This window comes from Parabacteroides faecalis, from assembly GCF_022809355.1.
Classification (GTDB): Bacteria; Bacteroidota; Bacteroidia; order Bacteroidales; family Tannerellaceae; genus Parabacteroides; species Parabacteroides faecalis.
Window position 1 is genome coordinate 63,481 of sequence record NZ_JAKZMM010000001.1, and the last position, 20,629, is coordinate 84,109.

Below are 20,629 nucleotides of genomic sequence, written 5' to 3' on the forward strand. Positions count from 1 at the left end.
GCTGTTTGTATTTCTCAAACAGCAGGCGTCTCTGTTTATGGACTATTCGTAAATTCCTTTTAGAACTCAAATGTAACACCTAAGGTTGGTAATAACGTTCCACTTTCCTGTTTGATTGATTTCATTACATATCGTTGCGCTTCTATGGGCGCTTCCGGGTTTTCAATAACGCCTGTACTCATCAGGATGTCTTGTTGCTTAAGCTTACTCATAGTTACATTCTGCAAGTCCAGATAAATACCTAACATATATCGTTTGAAGTAAAACATTTTATCAATACGAATGTCTAACTGAGCATAACCAGCTAGTCTTTCACTATTGTAACGACTATAATCATAATAAGGACGACCTTGTGCATTCCAAGCTTGTACCAATGATGACTTGTCTGCATCGTATGGAGTATAAGGAGCGCCTCCAATACAGCTTAGTTTAGCACCAAAGCTCCAGTTTTTGGGGAAGTTGTATGTTCCACTTGTATTAAAGATGAAGCGATTGTCCCAAGCTGACGGAATATACTCGCTTTCCTTGTTATTCAGGTATTCACTTCTGTACAAGGTAAAGGAAGAAACCAGGTTCAATCGATTTAAGATCTGCCATTTTCCCATCAGTTCCAATCCGTATGATTGTCCTTCTGCTGTCGAAACCAAAGGTTCGTTCCCGATAACACCGTAATCGTTTCCTTTACATAACAAAGGTATTTGATCGTTGACGGACAGAGGAACATGAAAATACTTCTTATAGAAACCTTCCAATGAAATGCTCAACTGATTACGAGTTTTCCAATTCAGGCCGATGTTTCCTTGAGCAACTTGCATGTACTTCAGGTTCTCGTTGATCAGTACATTTTCATCTTTGAAGCCTAATGCTGTATAAGGAGGTAATTGATTATATAATCCACTGCTTCCGCTCAGACTCCAGCTGTCGGTGAAGGCGTACGATAAAGATAATCGCGGAGAAATATTCTTCCATATTTGTTTCATCTCTTTGGAAAAGTTGTTTCCATCCAGTCTAACGCCCAATGCCGACTTAAACCGGTTATCAGGTGTTGTATATTCAGCAGTAGCAAATGCACCCCAACTCCATAATCCAAGATCCGTATCGTAGTTCGACATATATAACTGGTCGCCATACATTCGCTGGAATGATGTATTTTGGTATTGGATATAGTTGATTTCTGCTCCTTCTTTAACAGTCCATGCACCCAAATACGATTTATTTTCTCCTTTGATCACTGTTTTCTGTTCCGTTGAACGCAGGCGGAGCATCAGGTTATCTTCACTTGATTCATCATTATTCAAATATTTGGTATTCTTGTTGCGCAAGAAGTTATGACTGACGGACAAGGATTGCGTATGTTTTCCTGCATAATGCCGATACATAGCTCCCAGTGTAAATGTTTCCTGCTCGATAACGGGTAAATAACTTAAGATATATTCCGCATCTTCGCCAGTTAAATCCAAGTTTAGTTTCATACGGTCAATACCTGTTAATCCTAATACAGTCAACTCGTCAGTTGGAGAGAAACGAGCCTTGATTTTGAATTGTCCGTCAATGTAGTTCGGGAGAAGTGGTAATCCTAATACATTAAATAAGAGTTGTAAATAGGATTGACGGACAGACACCAGATATGACACTTTATCATTGAAATGTCCATTTCCACTTAAGGAAACTTCCGATGCTCCCAAAGTTGCCTTAAATCGATTGTTTTCCATGTTTCCATCGCGTAACCGGAAATCGAGAACAGAGCTTAACGCATTCCCTTTATCTGAAGGAAAAGCTCCGGTATAAAAGTTTATCTCCCGGATCAAATCGGCATTGATAATACCCACCGGACCGCCTGACGCCCCTTGTGTGCTGAAGTGATTAATATTCGGTATCTCAATCCCATCTAAGTAGAATCGGTTTTCGGAAGGTGAACCACCACGTACAATTAAATCATTCCGATAACCGGCAGGAGAGAAGGCAACTCCCGGATATGCTTGTACGATACGGGAGATATCACGATTGGCTCCCGGGCTTTTCTCGATTTCCTGCAGCCCGATTACTTGCAGACTTACCGGACTTTCTGCCAATTTCTGGAATAAAACCGGACGAACTGTTACTTCATCCAGTTGGGTTTGTTCAGCTTCCATTTCAATTTCCACAAAAGGCGTGTTGGCCGATACGATATATTCGGGAGTAACACAATTCTTGTATCCGATACAAGAGGCTACTAAACGATAAATACCGGGTTTGACTTCTGTAATGGAGAAATCTCCTTTTTCATCGGTTGCCGAACCTTTCGTCGGATCGGTTTCCAGAATCACATTTGCAAATGAAACCGGTTCGCGTGTCTGTTTATCAATGATGCGACCGCGTATTTGGAATAAATGTTCTGCTGCACTGAGGAGATTCAGAGACAAGCAAAGAAATAAAAAGAATAGTAAAATCCGCTTCATAAATACCCATTTATATATTTACGTACAAATTAACGATGAAAATAACAGAAATCCATACGCATGATGGAAAATATTTTCCAGGAAGAAATCACATTCGTTCAGAAAGTCCTTCATTGAAGGCGGGAAAAGCCGGAAGAAAACATACATTTGTTACTTTTATAATAGGAAGAAGGTGTTTGAAACAGGTTTTTCTGTACATTTGCCACCTGAATAATCAAAGAATCTGAAGAAATGAATGATACAACCAAAAATCAAATCTTAAAACTGGTTCACCAGGAAGTGATTCCGGCAATCGGTTGTACAGAACCAATAGCTGTTGCCTTGGCTGCAGCAAAGGCTGCTGAATTGTTAGGTACAAAACCGGAAAAGATAGATGTTTATTTGAGTGCCAATATCTTGAAGAACGCTATGGGCGTTGGTATTCCAGGAACAGGAATGGTTGGTTTGCCTATTGCCATTGCGTTGGGAGTATTGATTGGTAAATCGTCATACGAATTGGAGGTCTTGAAAGACGTTACGCCTGAAGCTTTGGAAGCAGGTAAACAATTAATACACGATCAAGTTATCCATATCGCTCTGAAAGAAAATGTAGATAAGCTTTATATAGAAGTGGTTTGTCAGGCTGGAGACTCCAAATCAGTAGCTGTCATTGCTCATGAACATACCCGCTTTGTCTATTGTGCAAAAGATGATCAAGTATTACTAGATGAGAGAAAAAGCCTGGAGCATACCGATGAAGGTGAAGATGATGAACTGAAACTTTCATTTGATCTTGTCTATGATTTTGCCATTCATACACCGTTGGATGAAATCCGTTTCATTTTGGATACAGCTCGTTTGAATAAGAAAGCTGCCGAAGAATCGGTCAAAGGACAATTCGGACATGCAGTAAGTAAAACTATTTCCGGTCCGATTGGGAAAAAGTATCTGGGTGATTCTTCTTATACACACATGTTAAGACTGACGGCTGCTGCTTGTGATGCCCGAATGGACGGCGCTATGATTCCGGTGATGAGTAACTCGGGAAGTGGAAATCAGGGAATAGCAGCGACTCTTCCGGTCGTTTCGTTTGCCGAAGATATGAAGTGCTCTGAAGAACAGCTGATCCGTGCTTTGATGTTAAGCCATTTAATGGTTATTTATATGAAGCAGAGTTTAGGTAGACTGTCTGCTTTATGCGGATGTGTCGTTGCAGCCACAGGTGCCAGTTGTGGTATTACTTGGTTAATGGGAGGAACAGCTACACAGATTACGTATGCTATCAAGAATATGATTGGAAATATCACTGGTATGATTTGTGATGGAGCGAAACCCAGTTGTGCGATGAAAGTAACAAGTGGTGTTTCTACGGCCATGCTTTCTGCCATGATGGCGATGGAAAACAAGGTTGTTACTTCTGTTGAAGGTATTATTGATGAAGATGTGGATCGTTCTATTCGTAATCTGACATCAATTGGTTCAAAAGGAATGGAAGAGACCGATCATTTAGTGTTGGACATTATGACACATAAGCCCAATTGTTGGTAAATACTTATATTCTATAAATGTTTAATTATTACTTAAAGATTTGTTTTATGAAAAAGAGTTTGATTTATTTGTTTTCATTGCTGTGTATGTTGACATTGGTGACTTCGTGTAGCGATGATGAAAAGGGTGGAACAGATGATGCATGGAAAGAAATTTCTAAAGACTATACATCTGATAAACTTTCTATCGGAACTGTTTCAACATCAGGAACGATCTCAGTCAATGCTGCTTCTGCAGATAAAGCAACAATCATTTTAAATAATGTGGTAGCAGGCGAAAGTTCCGTTTCTGTAGATGCTACATTGACAAAAACGGATGCAGGTTATGCTTTCGAAGGAGAATCGACTGCTACAACTTGTAATGTGAAAGTTTCAGGAACAATTGAAAACGGTAAACTGACTGCTGCTATTTCTCGTACATTAACATCTGCTTTGGCTGGTACATTAAATCTGAATTATGTACCTTATGTGAATGATATGCAAATAGCTCAGGCACATGCATACTTCGATACGGGAGATGCTCAGATGGATGCTATGTTAAATGGTATGGCTGCTCCGGTTGTAGGCCAATTAATTGCTAAGGAAGTAGAATCTGTTACAGTGAATTTGGGAGAAGAAGGAACATTTTCTTTCTCTTTTAAAAAGGTAGGTGCTTCTGAAGAAACTGTTATGCCGCCTGCAAAATTGCAAGAAATGATCAAGTCTTATTTAACTTGGTATGAAAAGGAGAATGTTCTTTATTTAGCTGTGCATAAAGACGCATTAACCATTTTGAGTGGATTAAATATCTTACCGGAGAATATTGATCTGGAAACAATCTTAGGATTATTGACAGTTGAAGGAGACTATTATACCATACCTCTTCAAGTAAAAGAAGAAGATGGTTTGACTACTATTTATTTGAACAAAGATATTTTGGTAAAGGCTTGGGAAGTAGCAAAACCTTTAGTTGGAAATATTCAAGATGAAACTATCCAATCTATATTAGCTATGGTTGATCAGGTTATGGCTAAGGCTAAAGAAATAGAATTTGGATTAGTCTTTAAAAAGTAATCGAAGACATTCATATAAAATTAAGTTAGGGGAAGACCAAAGTTATGGTTTTCCCTTTTTTATTGTTCTTTTGTTTAGATTTGCTGGTATATATTTCAACAAATAGATTTTTTAAGTATTCAATTGAAAACGATTTGGATTTAAATAGTACTTTAGCAGTATAGTTATTAAAAAAATAAGCGTATGAAAAACTTTTTTACATCTGTAATGGCAGCTTTATTTATGGCTGCACCGGTAGGAAATCTTTCTGCCCAAACTTCTCAACAGCTGACGAAGTCTCAAGAAGAAGCGATTAAAAAAGAACTTCTGCCCGTAGTATTTGAACAAATCAAAGAACAAGCTGGTATTGATATCTTAGGTTGGGCAACACCGAAGTTGAATGCAAATACATTAAGTGGTATTCCTGTTTTGGAATCAAGTAATTTGCTGCGAGCTGGAGAAACTGAAGTTCGGGTGACACCTGATAGTATCATTTCAACTCTTCAAGGACAGAAACTGAAAATTGTTTTTAAAGATCAAGATGCAAAATATTTACCTATCAAAGTATTAGGTGATAAACAGTTAGTAATAGACCTTCCTGCCGAAATTAATGTCTTTGTAGGAGAAGCTAATTTCATGAATTTATATTTTAATTCAGAATTGGTTGAAGGTGGAATTTTGGGAATGCTACCTTCTTTCTCTTTAGATGCTAAATTTACAATTGCAGACTCAGATAAGATGGATTTGTTATCCGCTTCTCTTATTCAAGGAAAAACCAGTATCGATGCTAATTTCGCTTTATCGGATCAGGTTAAAGGATTGTTAGGCTTAGCTTCAGATATGTTGCCTGAATCTATTGTTTCAGCACTGAAGATGGATTATTTAGTTCAAATAGATTTATCAAAGTTATCTATGAATCCATTAGGTATTCCATTATCTTTATATGGATTTTTAGGTGAACAGAAAATTCCAATGGGTGATGCCTTTGTTAATGTAGATTTGGCTGCAATGCCTATGCCTATTAAATCGGCAGATATCACTTCCTATGAAAATGGTACTGCCAATGAATGGGATAGATATACTTTTGCTTTGGATCAGATAACTGAACAAGATTTAGTTTTGGGAATTGATAAATATGAGTGCGAAAAGGATTTCTCTGATGCCGGTAAATATAGTGAATCCACTATTATTACAATGAGTGACTATACAAAGAATATTACTGCAGATACAAAATCGGCGATTAGTGGTATTGTAACTCGTGTAGTAAATGAATTGGCAAATGAAGGACAGGCTAGCATGTATAAGATGACTATTGAACAAGGAAATAAGCATGTAGAAAATGGCCTGAAAACAGAATTGGAAGTAGAAGTTGCTCCTTATATGTCGGAAGATAAGAAATCTGCTATTGCAGAAATCCGTATTAATACATACGAAGATGGCACTGCTATACCTATGTTAATTAAGGCTACTGCCGATTTAACCGGAAGCAAGAAGATCGCAGTTGATGTAATCCAAGGAGAAACAAGTTTTGCAACGGCTTACTTCACTTCTAATATTGCCGGTGTTATCACAAGCAATGAAAGTGTTCAGGTTTCTGACGTGAAAGTAATTCCGACAGCAAATGCTATTCGAGTATTGAATGCTGATAAGGCTAGCTATCAGATTTATAGTATCACAGGTGCTATGATGGCTAATGGAACAATTGCCGGTGATGCTTATATCTCAACCGCTAATTTGGCAAAAGGTATCTACATTGTTGTTGTTGAAGCTAATGGTGTTAAGCAATCTGTTAAGTTTATCCGTTAATCTTCTTTGAAGAGACGTTGATTTATAGAAGGCCTGCTTCCGGACTGACGGGAGCAGGTTTTTTATGCCTTTTTCTTTCTTTTATGGTTGCGGATTCATTCTTTGAATTCTTACGGATCAAACAGATAAATCCGGTATTCAATTCTTTAATCCACGTCGTGGATTACTTAGTTCTCGGTGTGGATTACTTAGTTCACGCCGTGGATTAAGTAGTTCACGTCGTGAACTAATGTTTTGGATTAGGGAAAAGAAAAAATAGGAGAGTGGACTGGAATTTTTTTACCCCTTATTTTATAAGAATAAAGGCTAAAAAAACGTGCCTTTCTGATTTACTTATTCAAACAAATCCTTACATTTGCTATTCAACGTTTCTGATTACAATAAATGAAATACGAATAATAAAAATTGGAATTATGATGAAGAGAGTATGGTATTTATGTATGGCGCTTTTGGTCATAGGCTTATGTTCATCTTGTAAAGATGATTTACCAGGTTTAGGAAAAGAGGCGAACCGGTTCTTTATGGATGACGATTTGATTTTAACATATAGTGGAGAACCGATGGTGGGTAAGCAGGTACACTTCCTGACATACGACGGTAAAAGAGCAACAATTACGTTAGATGGCTTGTTGGATTCGAATACTCTTTTCCCTTCTGAGGATTTGCATGATATGGCCTTTGGTGCTCCTGGTGTGGTTCCGGGAGAAGTTCCGACGACTTTGCCGAATGTCCCTTTGACTTTGAATGCGGAAGGAACGGCTTATACGTTTGAAGGGACTGACAATCAGAATAACCGTCAGCTTACTTACAAAGGGGAAGTGTCGAAAGATAAGATGACGTTGGCTATCCAGGTGAAGATGCCTGCCAATAATTTTGTAGGAACCTGGAATGTTGGTAGCGAAAATGCAATTTCCATGACTTGGGAATCAGGGAAAAAGATCAATGTCGGCGGACAGGAATTACCGACAAGTGCAGTAGGAGCTATGGCGAGTGCTTTATTGTCTCCAATGGTGGCAGAAGCATTGCAGTCGGTTACTTTTCTGGAAGACGGAAATATCGTAGCTTCTTATAAGAAGAAAGGAACTAGCGATTGGCAGACTTCGCCGATCAACTTGGCTCATTATTATATCAAAGACAATAAAATCTATGTGCAGTTGCATATCACACAGATATTGAGTACACGTGCCAATATCTCGGATATGCTTAGTTTGCTGAAAGATATGCAAATGTATCTGATGGAAGGAATACCGATGACCTATTCGCTGACAGCCGATGCCGTTCAGATTGGCTTGGCGACCGACGAAGCAAAGGCTATTCTTTCATTATTGACTTCAGATTTCCTGCGGGATAAGGTAATTGGTATTCTGCCCGAAGATATTTCGCCTGTAGTGAAACCGATACTGGAACAGATGCCGGATGTCTTGAAAGAGACTACCAAACTGGAAATACAGTTGAGTTTGAAGAAGTGATCATTCATCTTGTTATAGACGAGCAGCCGGACATCCGACAAAAGGAAGTCCGGCTGTTATTCTTTGGGCGAATCTGAAACTAAATAGGCAATAGGTTTGTTTTTATAGAAAAAGGAGGAAAGATGTGGGATAGTCTGAATGCTATTTTGAGCAGTACGGAGATTACTTCATCGACAGCTTTGGTTCGTTTGCTCATCAGTTTCGTATTAGGAGCTTCGATAGGATTGGAGCGTCAGTACCGGCGTCGGGAAGCAGGACTGCGTACTTTTACGTTGATATGTTTGGGTTCTACTGCAGCAATGCTGATTTCTATCTGGATTCCGCAAAGCTATCCGAACTTTCTGAACGGAGATCCGGGACGGATTGCCGCACAAGTGCTTTCGGGCATTGGTTTTCTGGGCGCAGGAGCCATTATTCAAAGCAAAGGAAGTGTGTACGGACTGACTACGGCCGCTTGTATTTGGGTAGTAGCCGTCATCGGTTTGGCTGTCGGAGCCGGAATGTTTGTCCCGGCTTTGATTACTACGCTGGTAACTTTGTTTGTACTTCTGAGTGTAGAGCAGTGGGAACGGAAAATGTTCCTGAATGGAGTCAACAAGATTTTGTCTATTCATTGTACAACGGCAACGCCGGACTTGAAAGCGATTCGGCGATTGTTGGAAAAGAACGGTGTTTTTATTGTGAACGTTTCGTTCGAGAGTTTGTATGACGAGGATCAGTCTGTCATTACCTATAAAGTGAATGTAAAAGCGATTTCTTCCTATACAAATTTATTCGAAGAAATACGGAAATTAGGAATTGTTTCACAAATCAAGTTGGTAGAATAATTCTTTTTCTACCAACCTGATCCTCTATGGAGTTTATTCCAGTTCGCCTTTCAGCATTTTCCCAGCAATTTCGGCCGCTTTGGCTACATAATGTCCGCAAGGACGGCTGGAATAATAAGCTGCGTTTCGGATAGACGGAGTCGGACTTGTCTGCGAAGCTTCTGTAGGTGGCAATAACTCACGGCAGATAATAGTGCCGAATTCTTCTTTAAACAAGCTACCCATCTTCTGAACAATTGCATAGTTGCGTGTACGAGCTTCCTGGTCTAGCGTATCAACGACTGGATATCTAAAACCGGCAAGCATTGACATGGCACTGACGGTACCACATACTTCGCGCATTCGTCCCATACCGCCACCAAATGAAACCGACATGCTCTTGGCCATTTCCAAATCCAATTCGAAGACATCCGCGTATGCCAGGAAAACCGATTGGGCACAGTTATAACCCGATTCGAAGTTTTCAACGGCCTTTTTTACCCGCTCTTCTATATTGAAATCTTTCATGATAAAACCCGTTTACTACGCATTATAACTCATAATCCACGCAAGCCCGGTCTGCCTTCACCGGACCAATGATTCCTTTAGCTACGGCTACATGTTCCGGATGATTGGCATATGTATTCACATCAGCCAGCGAATCCAGTTCAGTAATCAGGATCAAATCCCAAGTTTCTGCCGGATTGCAATTGAACTTAACTTCTATGCTGCGCAGTACGTCAATTTTATCGATCAAGGCTTCCAACTTTGTCTTGATTTCGTCTAATTTAGCCTGTTTTTCGGCAGGAGAGGCGAACTCCTTCAACTTAAACATTACAATGTGTCTAACCATATCGCGTTTATTTAAATATGTTCGTTCAAATAAGAGTCTTTATAACCCAGAAAATATAAGATTCCATCGAGTCCGATTGTCGAAATAGACTGTTCGGCCGTTGCTTTGACTTTAGGCTTGGCATGGAAGGCAATACCTAATCCCGCAATACTGATCATGGGCAAGTCATTGGCTCCGTCGCCAACGGCAACGGTCTGACGAATATCTACATTCTCTACTTGTGCAATCAGCCGCAGCAATTCTGCCTTTCGTTTGCCATCTACTACTTCTCCTAAGTAACGTCCTGTCAGTTTTCCGTCGATTACTTCTAGCTCATTGGCATAGACATAATCTATACCGAACTTCTGTTTCAGGTAATTTCCGAAGTAAGTAAATCCACCGGAAAGGATAGCTATCTTGAAACCGACTTTTTTCAGTACACGCATCAGTCGGTCGGCTCCTTCTGTGATCGGCAAGTTCTCGGCTATTTCCTGCATGACCGAAACATCCAGACCTTTTAACAAGGCACAACGGCGGCGGAAACTTTCGGTGAAATCAATTTCTCCCCGCATGGCTGATTCAGTAATTGCCTTGACTTCGTCGCCCACACCTGCGCGGATTGCCAACTCATCAATTACTTCCGTCTCGATCAGTGTTGAATCCATATCAAAACAAATCAGGCGGCGCATCCGTCGGTACATACTGTCTTCCTGGAAAGAAATATCCACTTGCAGTTCTGTAGCCAGCTTCAGGAAGTCCGCTTTCATCTTCTCTTTGTCTTTAGGCGTACCACGAACGGAAAACTCTACGCTGGCTTTGGGTGTACGTTCATTCTCATCCAGCGGAATACGTCCGGTTAATCGCTTAATGTCATCAATATTCATATCTTGTTCCGCAATAATCCGGCTGACACCTGCAATTTGTTTGGCTGTCAGCTTTCGTCCCAAGATAGTAACAATATATCGGTTGCGTCCTTGCATACTGACCCATTTGCTGTAGTCTTCCGGTGAAATCGGTTTAAAGCGAATATTCACACCCAATTCATAACTCTTGAACAATAGTTCTTTCAGTATCTCTCCGGAAGTCGAAGCATCGCACTGGATGAGAATACCTAACGACAGATTGTTATGAATATCTGCCTGACCAATATCCAGGATATTGGCATTATTCTGCGCCAAGATTTCTGTCAGCTTGGCCGTTACACCCAGGCGATCCGTGCCATTGATGTTTAGTAGTATTAGTTCTTCGTTTGTTGCCATAATAGTCTGTTTGGGGAAAATGTATATATTTTTCTTGTTTATCAGAGCGAACTCAAGATAGTTTCAATCAGATTTCTAGTTTCCTGTACGGGATCTTTAGCACGAATGATGGTACCGGAAATAGCAATTCCGGTTATTCCGGTTTTCATCAAGGCAGGAATGTCTTCTATCTCAATTCCGCCGATGGCATAAACCGGCAATGTAATGCCCGCTTCCCGGCATTGTTCAAGGATTCGTTTATATCCATCCAATCCCAAAATCGGACTTAGTTTCTTCTTGGTTTGCGTGAAACGGAACGGACCTAATCCGATATATGATGCACCCAGCCGGGCGGCGTGACAAATATCTTCAAACGTATTGGCCGTAGCGCCGATCAGAAAATCTGTTTTACCCGATTGATGAACCAACTCACAAGCTTGATCAACCGGCATGTCGTTCTTTCCTAAATGGACGGCCGTAGCACCTGACTCTAATGCCATTTGTACATCATCGTCAATACAAAGCCGAGCCTGATAAGGCGCACACAGTTTGACCAGTTCACGGGCTGTTTCCAAAGATGGATTATCTTTCATCCGAAGCTGAATCCATCGGCATCCGCCTTCCAATACCCATTGCGTTTCTTGTTGTTCAGTATATTGATCTGTCCGGTTAGTAATAAACATCAACCGGTTACTTCCTTCGTAGGTTGTATTCATGATTCTTTTATAGCTGTTATTAATTGATTGAATCGTTCCATGATTTCCCGACTGTCGCTTTCGCCGGGTTGTTTTCCCCATAAGGCACCTAATACAACAGCACCACCAAATCCTAATCCTTTTAACTGCCGGATATGTGAAGCATCTATTCCTCCTAACGCAAATACTTTTGGGTTGATAAATCCTCTTTCCGTTGCTTCTTCCAGTTCGTGCCACGGGAAACCATTTCCATAACCTTCTTTGGATATACTCTGAAAGATCGGACTTAAGAACAGATAATCCAGCGATTTCCAGGTATCCAGTTCTTGAATGGAATGACAGGAACGACTGATACTGCCTGTAAAGTGATCGGGAGCATTCGGATTTCTTCGATTAAGATGAACGCCGCCTAAGGCATATTCGCTAGCCAAACTGAAATGATCGTGGATCACTATTCGGGAATAAAACTGATCCGGAATCTGATGAATCAGCGCAGCGATTATTTCTTTTCCGGCATCCGGTTTACGGAGATGCAATCTTTCCAACCCGGCTTCGAATAGGGAAGTGATAATCTTTCCTTCACCCGGAAAGCAGGTTGGAGTTGTAATGGCAATCAGTTGTTTCATGATTCAATAACTCTTTTCTGTAAAGGCTTCGGATCAAACAGATGATTCATCGGTCCGTGACCATGGCCGGCGGTTACATCGGCTCCTGCCAGTAAGCCTTTCTGGACATATTCTTTTGCCAGCCGAACAGATTCCGTCAGAGAATGTCCCAAAGCTAATGATGCCGCGATGGCTGATGATAACGTACAACCCGTTCCATGCGTATTGACGGTCTGAACGGTTTCCGCCTGAAAAGTCACAGCTGGTTGATTGAGCTGGTATAAACGGTCAATCCTTTGTTCTCCTTCCAGGTGTCCGCCTTTAATCAATACAGCTTGACATCCTTTAGCAAATAATAATTGTGCTGCCTCATCCATATCTTTTATCGAATGAATCTGAATGCCTGTCAGGAATTCTGCCTCCGGAATGTTGGGTGTAATCAGTGTAGTCCGGGGAAACAATAAATCAACCATCGCTTCAATGGCATCGTCTTGCAACAGCCTGCTACCGCTGGTTGAAATCATAACCGGATCAACAATAATCCATTTCGGGCGATATTGATCAAGAGCAGCAGCCACAACTTGAATGGCTGCTTTGTTATATAGCATTCCTGTCTTGACGGCATCAATGGTGAAGTCTTCGAAGACGGCATCTATTTGTCCTTTCAATATTTCTGGAAGAATCGGTTGAATGCCTCTTACACCCAATGTATTCTGTGCGGTTATGGATGTAATGGCCGACATACCATAAACACCCAGTGCGGAAAAGGTTTTCAAGTCTGCTTGAATTCCCGCACCTCCGCAACTGTCCGAACCGGCAATTGTAAGTGCCGTCGGATATCTGTATTGTTCTTTTGTTCTCATCATAGAACAAAGGTACTTAATAATTCACTTTCTGGAAGACTTACTCCTGTAAAAATACCCAATTATTTTCGGTGGAAAGATCTTCTCTGTACAAGAAACCTTCCCATTCAAAGGCTTTAATCGCTTCCGGATCTTGAATTTGCTGACGGATAATTTGCCGGCACATCTCTCCGCGAGCCATCTTGGCATAAATAACAATGGTTTTCAGTTTCCCGTCTTTCCGAATCTTGAATTCAGGAGTAATCACGCGAACTTCCTTTTCTATTTGTTTCCAGAAGAAAGCAGGTTGGATATCCTGACTTGCCAGATTCAGTAAGATTCCATCATCGGACCGAACTGCATCAATTAATGGTTGGGTTTGCTTTCCTTGCCAAAATTGATACATATTACCTTCCGTTAATTCCGGAATCTTAATATCGTATTCCATCCGATAAGGTTTGATCAAGTCTGAAGCTGAAAGCAATCCGTAACAGATCGAGACAATCTTCAGATGTTGTTGCGCAAAGCTGAAATCAGCTGCCGTAAAGTCTTCCGGATGAATGTGCTTAAAGACAACTCCTGTATAAGCCAGTAAGGCTTGTAAGCCGGGAACATCGGTCGCATGAAAGTCCTGAAAGCGCTTATAGCTTTCGAGTGCCAGCTTCGGACTTAACTTGAGGCTACGTTTCAACTCTTCTGTAGATAAATGCGTCATATGCCAAGCAATTTCTTCGGCTTCATGTTGGAAAAGAGGCTTAGTCGCAGCTTCCATCTGAACCGGACTTTTATCCGTCATCGTTTTTGCGGGAGAAATGATCAGTTGCATAACGTGAATGTAATAAGATAAAGAAGGAGCCATGCAGTGACTATTGGTCCACATGACTCCTCTAGAAATGAATTTTTGGTCCCTAGTATATACAGAATTATTTATTCCCTTTGTCGATCTGCTCCTGAACGATCGCATCAACTACGGCAACTGTTGTCAGGTTCAGAATATCGCGTGTTGAACTTTCCACATCCGTGAAGTGGATCGGTTTGTTCAATCCCATTTGGATCGGACCGATAGATTCAACATTTCCCATCTCGAGCATCAATTTATAAGCGCTGTTTGCTGAACTCAAGTTCGGGAATACCAAAGTATTGACTTCTTTATCCTTCAGTTTGTTGAACGGATACATTTCATCCCGTAACCGTTTGTTGAGAGCAAAGTTGACTTGCATTTCTCCGTCGATTGTGATTTCCGGATAATTGGTATGCAGATAATCGATGGCATCGTGTACTTTCAGCGGACTTCCTTGTTTGTCAGCGCCGAAGTTTGAGTAAGAAAGCATAGCCATCACCGGCTCATGGGCAAAGAATTTGACTGCATCATGCGTCAGACGGGCAATGTCGATCAATACTTCTGTAGAAGGATGACGGTTGATCAAGGTATCAGCCATGAAGTAAGTTCCTTTCTTGCCAGAAATGATATGCATGGCACCAAAGTGTTTGTAAGTCGGACGAATACCGATAATCTGTTCCGCCAGTTTCGTAACTTCTGAATAACGGCTGTAAACACCTGTCATGAAAGCATCTGCATCACCTGTTTCAACCATCATCATACCAAACGCATTCCGGTTAAACATGATTTCACAAGCTTCTGAATAGGTTACACCTTCCCGTTCGCGCTTCTTGGCAAGGATGGAGGCATATCGATGACGGCGGTCAGTTTCACTGTCTGAACGCATATTAATGATTTCTATACCTTCCAGGCTAATGTTTTCTTCTCCTGCCAGTTTATGCAGATAATCCCAGTTGCCTAATAAGATAGGTTGGCAGATTCCTTCTGCTTTAGCTTCAGCTGCTGCTTTCAGCATATTGATATGGTTTGCTTCAGCAAAGACAACACGCTTCGGATTGGCTTTGGCCATATCTGTAAACGAGCGAAGCAACTTGTTGTCATAGCCCATCATTTCACGCAAATGGTTGGCATATTCATCCCAATCTGTAATTTCCCGACGGGCAACTCCCGAATCCATCGCTGCTTTTGCTACTGCACAAGATACACGAGTCAGCAATCTGGGATCAAGAGCTTTCGGCAGGATATAATCCCGACCAAAAGTAGTACGTTTCAACTTATAAGCCGCATTGACAACGTCGGGTACCGGTTCTTTAGCCAGTTGTGCAATCGCTTTCACAGCAGCCAGTTTCATCTCTTCATTGATGGCACGTGCACTGGTGTCAAGTGCGCCACGGAAGATGTACGGGAATCCTAATACGTTATTAATCTGGTTCGGATAATCCGAACGTCCGGTAGCAAAGATGATATCTTCTCTCGATTCCATTGCATCGGCATACGAGATCTCCGGATTTGGATTGGCTAAGGCAAAGACAATCGGATTCGCATTCATTGAGCGAACCATTTCTTTAGTCAATACGTCAGCTACTGACAAGCCCAAGAATACGTCTGCACCAGCAACCGCTTCTTCCAGTGTTTTTACCGGACAATCTGTTGCAAACTCTCGCTTCTGTTCGTTTAGATCCGTACGCTGTGTCGAGATAACTCCTTTACTGTCGCACATGATGATGTTCTCTTTGCGGGCACCCAGCATCACATATAATTTAGTACATGAAATGGATGCTGCTCCAGCTCCGTTGACAACGATCTTAACGTCTTCAATCTTCTTGCCAGCTACTTCAAGAGCATTGATGAGTCCGGCTCCCGAGATAATCGCTGTTCCGTGCTGATCGTCGTGCATAACCGGAATATCCAATTCATTTTTCAACCGAGTCTCAATCTCAAAACATTCCGGAGCCTTGATATCTTCCAGGTTGATACCACCGAAGGTCGGTGCAATTGCTTTGACTGTCTCGATGAATTTCTGCGGATCTTTTTCATCCACTTCAATATCGAACACATCTATTCCGGCAAAGATCTTAAATAACAGACCTTTTCCTTCCATTACAGGCTTACCGGCCATTGCTCCGATATTACCAAGACCCAATACGGCTGTACCGTTAGATATAACGGCTACCAAATTTCCTTTGGCTGTATATTTATATGCATCCAGCGGATTCTTCTGTATTTCCAGACAAGGTTCAGCAACACCCGGTGAATAAGCCAATGACAAATCAGCCTGTGTGCTGTAAGGCTTTGTAGGAATAACCTCAATTTTTCCTGGTTTGCCCTCGGCATGGTAACGCAGGGCATCCTCTTTTGTAACTTTTGCCATGTTTCTTATAGAATGTAAGTTTGTTTAATCAAAATGCTTATCAATGTCGTTTATTCGACGCGCAAAGGTAATAATTTATCAAGATAATTCCGCCATTTATTCATTCGATTATTCATATGCTTCCAAAATAAACGAGAATCAAATTCAAAACCAACTTATTTTGAATTTGATTCTCGTTTATTTGAAAGACTAATTTCTCTGATCTTAAAAAGAGAATAGTTTATTTTTACCTCGGAGCTTTCCGATATAGATAAATGGCGATGAAAGTATATAAAATATTAGGTATCCAGGCAGCCACCATCGGACTTACATATCCGCTAATGGCAAAGGTGGATGTGATCGTCATAAACAAGATGTATGAGAAGCTAAGAGCCAAACCGATACCGATATTCAAACCCATTCCTCCTTTAACCTTTCTGGAAGAAAGAGAAGCTCCAATAGCTGTTAGGATAAAAGCCGCCATGATTGTGGCATATCGCTTGTGATATTCGATCTCGAATGTCTGGATGTTTCCAATTCCTCGTTTCTGCTGACGGCTGATATACGTATGCAATTCCGGAGAAGTCATGGTTTCACAGTCATTGACCGAGATGAGAAAGTCCGACGGAACAATAGTCAGTGTCGTATCCAAGCGAGAACCTTGTGTAATGTATTCGCGCATGCCGTCGAAATCCCGTATCGTATAGTCTATGACTTGCCAATGATATAAGGTATCATATTTAATGGAATTGGCCGTCAGACGTGATACCAGTCGTTTCCCTTCAAAGTGTTCCAGAGAAAAGCGATAACCCATATTCGAACGAGCTTCATAACGGTCGAAGTAGGCAATAATACCGGGTTCTACTTCCAATTGTACATTTCGGGCATACGTTGTCGCTTTGTTCTTGATGTATTTATTCTGGAAATCAATACGAGTCTTGTTGGATGGCGGAATGATGAAGGCATTTAATATAAATGTTACCGTAGCAATGATCGCTGCAGATATACCATATGGCAACATCAATCGCCTGAAGCTCATACCACTTGCCAGCATCGCAATGATTTCAGAGTTGTCTGCCAGTCGGGAAGTAAAGAAGATAACGGCAATGAATGTAAATAGCGGACTGAACAGATTGGCAAAATACGGAATGAAATTCAAGTAATAATCAAAGACAATCGCTTTCAGTGGCACTTCCGGACGAAGGAATTTATCAATCTTTTCATTGATATCGAAAACCACTGAAATCGAAATAATCAGTAAGATGGCAAAGACATAGGTGCCAAGGAACTGTTTGATGATATACCAATCTATTCTTTTTAGCTTCAAGTTCATATTGCTATTATAATCGGTTGTCCATCTGACGAACCATTTGGGATTTCCAAGTTGAGAAATCACCTGCTATGATATGTTTACGCGCTTCTTTTACCAGCCAGAGATAAAAGGCCAGATTGTGTATGGAAGCTATTTGCAAACCTAATATTTCATTGACTTTGATCAGGTGATGCAAATAGGCTTTCGTATAAATCCGATCAACAAAGGAAGGACCTTCCGGATCAATCGGAGAGAAATCGTATTCCCATTTCTTGTTACGCATATTCATCGTTCCAAAAGGAGTAAAGATCTGTCCGTTTCGTCCATTACGGGTTGGCATGATACAATCAAACATATCAACGCCTCGTTCTATCGCTTCCAGAATATTGATCGGTGTTCCGACACCCATTAAATAACGAGGTTTGTCTTTGGGTAAAATACCATTGACCAACTCAATCATTTCATACATCTTTTCTGTTGGCTCACCAACGGCCAGACCTCCGATAGCGTTTCCATCAGCTTCCTTGGCCGCTACATTTTCGGCTGCACGGATTCGCAGTTCAGGATATACACATCCTTGTACAATAGGAAAGAGGCTTTGCTGATATCCATATTTAGGTTCCGTTTCATTGAAACGCTTGAAACAGCGATCCAGCCAACGTTCGGTTAGACCTAACGACTGTTTGGCATAATCAAACTCCGCGTCGCCCGGGCAACATTCGTCGAATGCCATGATGATATCAGCACCAATGGTTCGCTCGATGTCCATTACTTTTTCCGGAGTAAACAGATGTTTGGAGCCATCGATGTGAGAACGGAATTCAGCTCCTTCTTCGCGCAATTTCCGATTTTCTGATAATGAGAAAACCTGAAAGCCTCCACTGTCGGTCAAGATAGGGCGATCCCAGCCGTTAAACTTATGCAGTCCGCCTGCTTTCTCTAAAATATCCAGTCCCGGACGAAGATATAAATGATAAGTATTACCCAGAATGATTTGGGCTTTAATATCATCTTTCAACTCAGGCATGTGAACAGCCTTTACGGCTCCTTGCGTACCTACGGGCATAAATATAGGCGTCTCGATTACTCCGTGGTCGGTAGTAATCAAGCCCGCCCTTGCATTTGTTTTTGTATCGTTATATTGTAATTCGAATTTCATGACCGCAAAGGTATGAAATAATACGGAATTGACAACAGACTTAGAAACCAAAATCGGTTACTTCGATCTCTTTCACTTCTTCCTGTTTTGGCTTTTCTACCTGTTTGTGGACATCGTTTGCCTTGATGATAATGGCTCGCATCGGACGAACCGGACAAATGGATTCACAACCACCGCAACCGATACAAAGATCGGGGTTTACTTGTGGAATGGTGAGTGTACCTTTGTAAGGCATCATTTGTACAGCCTGTGTCGGACAGTGCTCAGAGCAGGCTCCGCAATCGGTGTTTTCCGTATGAACGATGCAACGATTAATAAAGAAATGTGCCACACCTACTTGTGTAGTTGCTTTCTCTTCCTTTGTGATCGGACGAATGGCATGAGTAGGACATACTTCCGAACATACCGTACATTCGTAATTGCAATAACTGTTCAGGTAAGACATGTGGGGTTTCAACAGATAATCAAAACCATATTCCATTCCTGCCGGACGTAAAACCTGGCTGGGGCATTGTGTTACACAAAGGTGACAACCTGTACACAAGTCTTTAAAGCGTTCGATACTCAAGGAACCCGGAGGTGTAATCGGAAGCCATTTCTTCCGATTCTTGTGGCCTTGTCTGTTTCCTGCTCCGTGTTTGTGCGAACAGTTGGCATGATCGCAATCGTCACCACACTGGCATTCTTCCTGATGTAAGGCTTGTGCCAGGGCAGAAACAGCCGGAAGAGTAGAAACAACTGTCGCTCCTGTAGCCAAAAAGGTACGGCGGCTATTGGTGGTTGTGCTCATTTCCTGACGAACGGGCTGAACAGATGCTTCAACTTTCTTGGTTTGTTTGGCTGTAAATGAAATACTTCCTTTGGCGCAAACAGATATGCAGTTGAAACAGTCTACACAACGCGACATATCAACCGTCTTGTCCTTACTGTTGATTGCTTCTGCTTTACAAGTATGTTCACAAAGGCCACAGCCTACGCAACTTTCCGGATCGATGGCAATATGAAAAACTGCTTTCCGAGAAAACAGACTCAACAGGGAACCGACTGGGCAGATTGTATTGCAGAACAAACGACCTCTCCACACAGTTAATCCGATGAATAGGAGCAGGGCTATAATACCACTGATAAAACCGGCGGTAGTAACGGTCGAAACCGTCACCTGATAAAGACTGTAATTATCCATGGCCATGAGCGCTTCTGCTAATCCGTTGTTGGTCCAGATCACCAACGGGCGGAAAAGATTTGAAGCAATTCGTCCGAAGTTACTGTACGGGTCCAACCAAAGAGCAACACTCGCTATACCCGAAAAAGCACTTACCAGTGTGAAAAACAGCAAGACATAGCGCAACACGTTCATGGGCTTGTGATAAGAAAAACGGCGGATGCCATTCTTTTTTGTCCGGCATTTCCCATAAATCCAATTAATCAGGTCTTGCAACACACCGGCCGGACAAACGGTTGAACAATATAAACGGCCTATGACTACCGACAGCAGTAATTGAACGATTAAAGCAATCCACATCGAACCCAGCAAAGCCGGCATGATTTGTACTTGCAACCAGACATGGGTCTGATCAGGTAACAAATCAGCAAAGTCTACAAAAAATAAAAGAATAGGTATAAAGAAAAGGAGAGCGAGCAGTACTCGCACTCCCTTAAGGTAATTTTTCTTCTTCAT

17 protein-coding genes are annotated in these 20,629 nt (G+C 41.5%); 5 read left to right on the plus strand and 12 right to left on the minus strand.

Going from position 1 to position 20,629, the window contains the following annotated elements; genetic code table 11:
• Positions 1-59: 59 nt before the first annotated feature.
• Positions 60-2,438: a TonB-dependent receptor gene (locus tag MUN53_RS00260; protein ID WP_243322899.1), complete on the minus strand. Its 2,379-nt coding sequence runs from the start codon at positions 2,436-2,438 to the stop codon at positions 60-62.
• A 231-nt stretch (positions 2,439-2,669) separates the two neighbouring features.
• Between MUN53_RS00260 and MUN53_RS00265 the strand changes: the two genes are divergently transcribed.
• The 5 genes from MUN53_RS00265 to MUN53_RS00285 all read left to right on the plus strand — a co-directional run bounded on the left by MUN53_RS00265 (position 2,670) and on the right by MUN53_RS00285 (position 9,098).
• On the plus strand, positions 2,670-3,965 hold the full coding sequence (locus MUN53_RS00265) for an L-cysteine desulfidase family protein (protein ID WP_243322900.1): 1,296 nt from the start codon (positions 2,670-2,672) through the stop codon (positions 3,963-3,965).
• 47 nt (positions 3,966-4,012) lie between these two features.
• The gene (locus MUN53_RS00270) at positions 4,013-5,017 is read left to right on the plus strand and encodes a hypothetical protein (protein ID WP_243322901.1); all 1,005 of its coding nucleotides are present in this window, start codon (positions 4,013-4,015) and stop codon (positions 5,015-5,017) included.
• A 183-nt stretch (positions 5,018-5,200) separates the two neighbouring features.
• The gene (locus MUN53_RS00275; protein ID WP_243322902.1) at positions 5,201-6,802 is read left to right on the plus strand and encodes a T9SS type A sorting domain-containing protein; all 1,602 of its coding nucleotides are present in this window, start codon (positions 5,201-5,203) and stop codon (positions 6,800-6,802) included.
• Positions 6,803-7,215: 413 nt separating this feature from the next.
• Positions 7,216-8,271: a DUF4925 domain-containing protein gene (locus MUN53_RS00280; protein WP_243322903.1), complete on the plus strand. Its 1,056-nt coding sequence runs from the start codon at positions 7,216-7,218 to the stop codon at positions 8,269-8,271.
• A gap of 122 nt (positions 8,272-8,393) precedes the next feature.
• A complete protein-coding gene (locus MUN53_RS00285) occupies positions 8,394-9,098 on the plus strand; it encodes an MgtC/SapB family protein (RefSeq protein WP_243322904.1) in 705 nt (234 codons plus the stop codon).
• A 33-nt stretch (positions 9,099-9,131) separates the two neighbouring features.
• Here the strand turns inward: MUN53_RS00285 and MUN53_RS00290 are convergent, their stop codons facing one another.
• From MUN53_RS00290 to MUN53_RS00340, 11 genes are all read right to left on the minus strand, one after another.
• A complete protein-coding gene (locus MUN53_RS00290) occupies positions 9,132-9,605 on the minus strand; it encodes a C-GCAxxG-C-C family protein (protein ID WP_022457219.1) in 474 nt (157 codons plus the stop codon).
• 22 nt (positions 9,606-9,627) lie between these two features.
• Positions 9,628-9,930, minus strand: a complete 303-nt coding sequence (locus tag MUN53_RS00295; protein WP_022457220.1) for a Dabb family protein — start codon at positions 9,928-9,930, stop codon at positions 9,628-9,630.
• Between the two features lie 11 nt (positions 9,931-9,941).
• Positions 9,942-11,168, minus strand: a complete 1,227-nt coding sequence (gene serB / locus MUN53_RS00300) for a phosphoserine phosphatase SerB (protein ID WP_243322906.1) — start codon at positions 11,166-11,168, stop codon at positions 9,942-9,944.
• A gap of 41 nt (positions 11,169-11,209) precedes the next feature.
• Positions 11,210-11,863 carry a thiamine phosphate synthase gene (locus MUN53_RS00305; protein ID WP_243322907.1) on the minus strand — a complete coding sequence of 218 codons (654 nt, stop codon included), beginning with the start codon at positions 11,861-11,863 and terminating at the stop codon, positions 11,210-11,212.
• Complete coding sequence (locus MUN53_RS00310) at positions 11,860-12,468, minus strand: thiamine phosphate synthase (RefSeq protein ID WP_243322908.1); 609 nt, start codon at positions 12,466-12,468, stop codon at positions 11,860-11,862. Before MUN53_RS00310 ends, MUN53_RS00305 begins: the two co-directional genes overlap by 4 nt.
• Entirely contained in the window at positions 12,465-13,310 is an 846-nt protein-coding gene (thiD, locus tag MUN53_RS00315) for a bifunctional hydroxymethylpyrimidine kinase/phosphomethylpyrimidine kinase (protein WP_243323004.1), read from the minus strand. The genes MUN53_RS00310 and thiD overlap by 4 nt, the downstream gene beginning before the upstream one ends.
• A gap of 40 nt (positions 13,311-13,350) precedes the next feature.
• The gene (locus MUN53_RS00320) at positions 13,351-14,169 is read right to left on the minus strand and encodes a YaaA family protein (RefSeq protein ID WP_243322909.1); all 819 of its coding nucleotides are present in this window, start codon (positions 14,167-14,169) and stop codon (positions 13,351-13,353) included.
• Between the two features lie 43 nt (positions 14,170-14,212).
• The gene (locus tag MUN53_RS00325; RefSeq protein ID WP_243322910.1) at positions 14,213-16,501 is read right to left on the minus strand and encodes an NADP-dependent malic enzyme; all 2,289 of its coding nucleotides are present in this window, start codon (positions 16,499-16,501) and stop codon (positions 14,213-14,215) included.
• 226 nt (positions 16,502-16,727) lie between these two features.
• Entirely contained in the window at positions 16,728-17,813 is a 1,086-nt protein-coding gene (locus tag MUN53_RS00330; protein ID WP_022457227.1) for an LptF/LptG family permease, read from the minus strand.
• A gap of 7 nt (positions 17,814-17,820) precedes the next feature.
• Entirely contained in the window at positions 17,821-18,951 is a 1,131-nt protein-coding gene (gene tgt, locus MUN53_RS00335; protein ID WP_243322911.1) for a tRNA guanosine(34) transglycosylase Tgt, read from the minus strand.
• A gap of 40 nt (positions 18,952-18,991) precedes the next feature.
• Positions 18,992-20,629, minus strand: a complete 1,638-nt coding sequence (locus tag MUN53_RS00340; protein WP_243322912.1) for a 4Fe-4S binding protein — start codon at positions 20,627-20,629, stop codon at positions 18,992-18,994.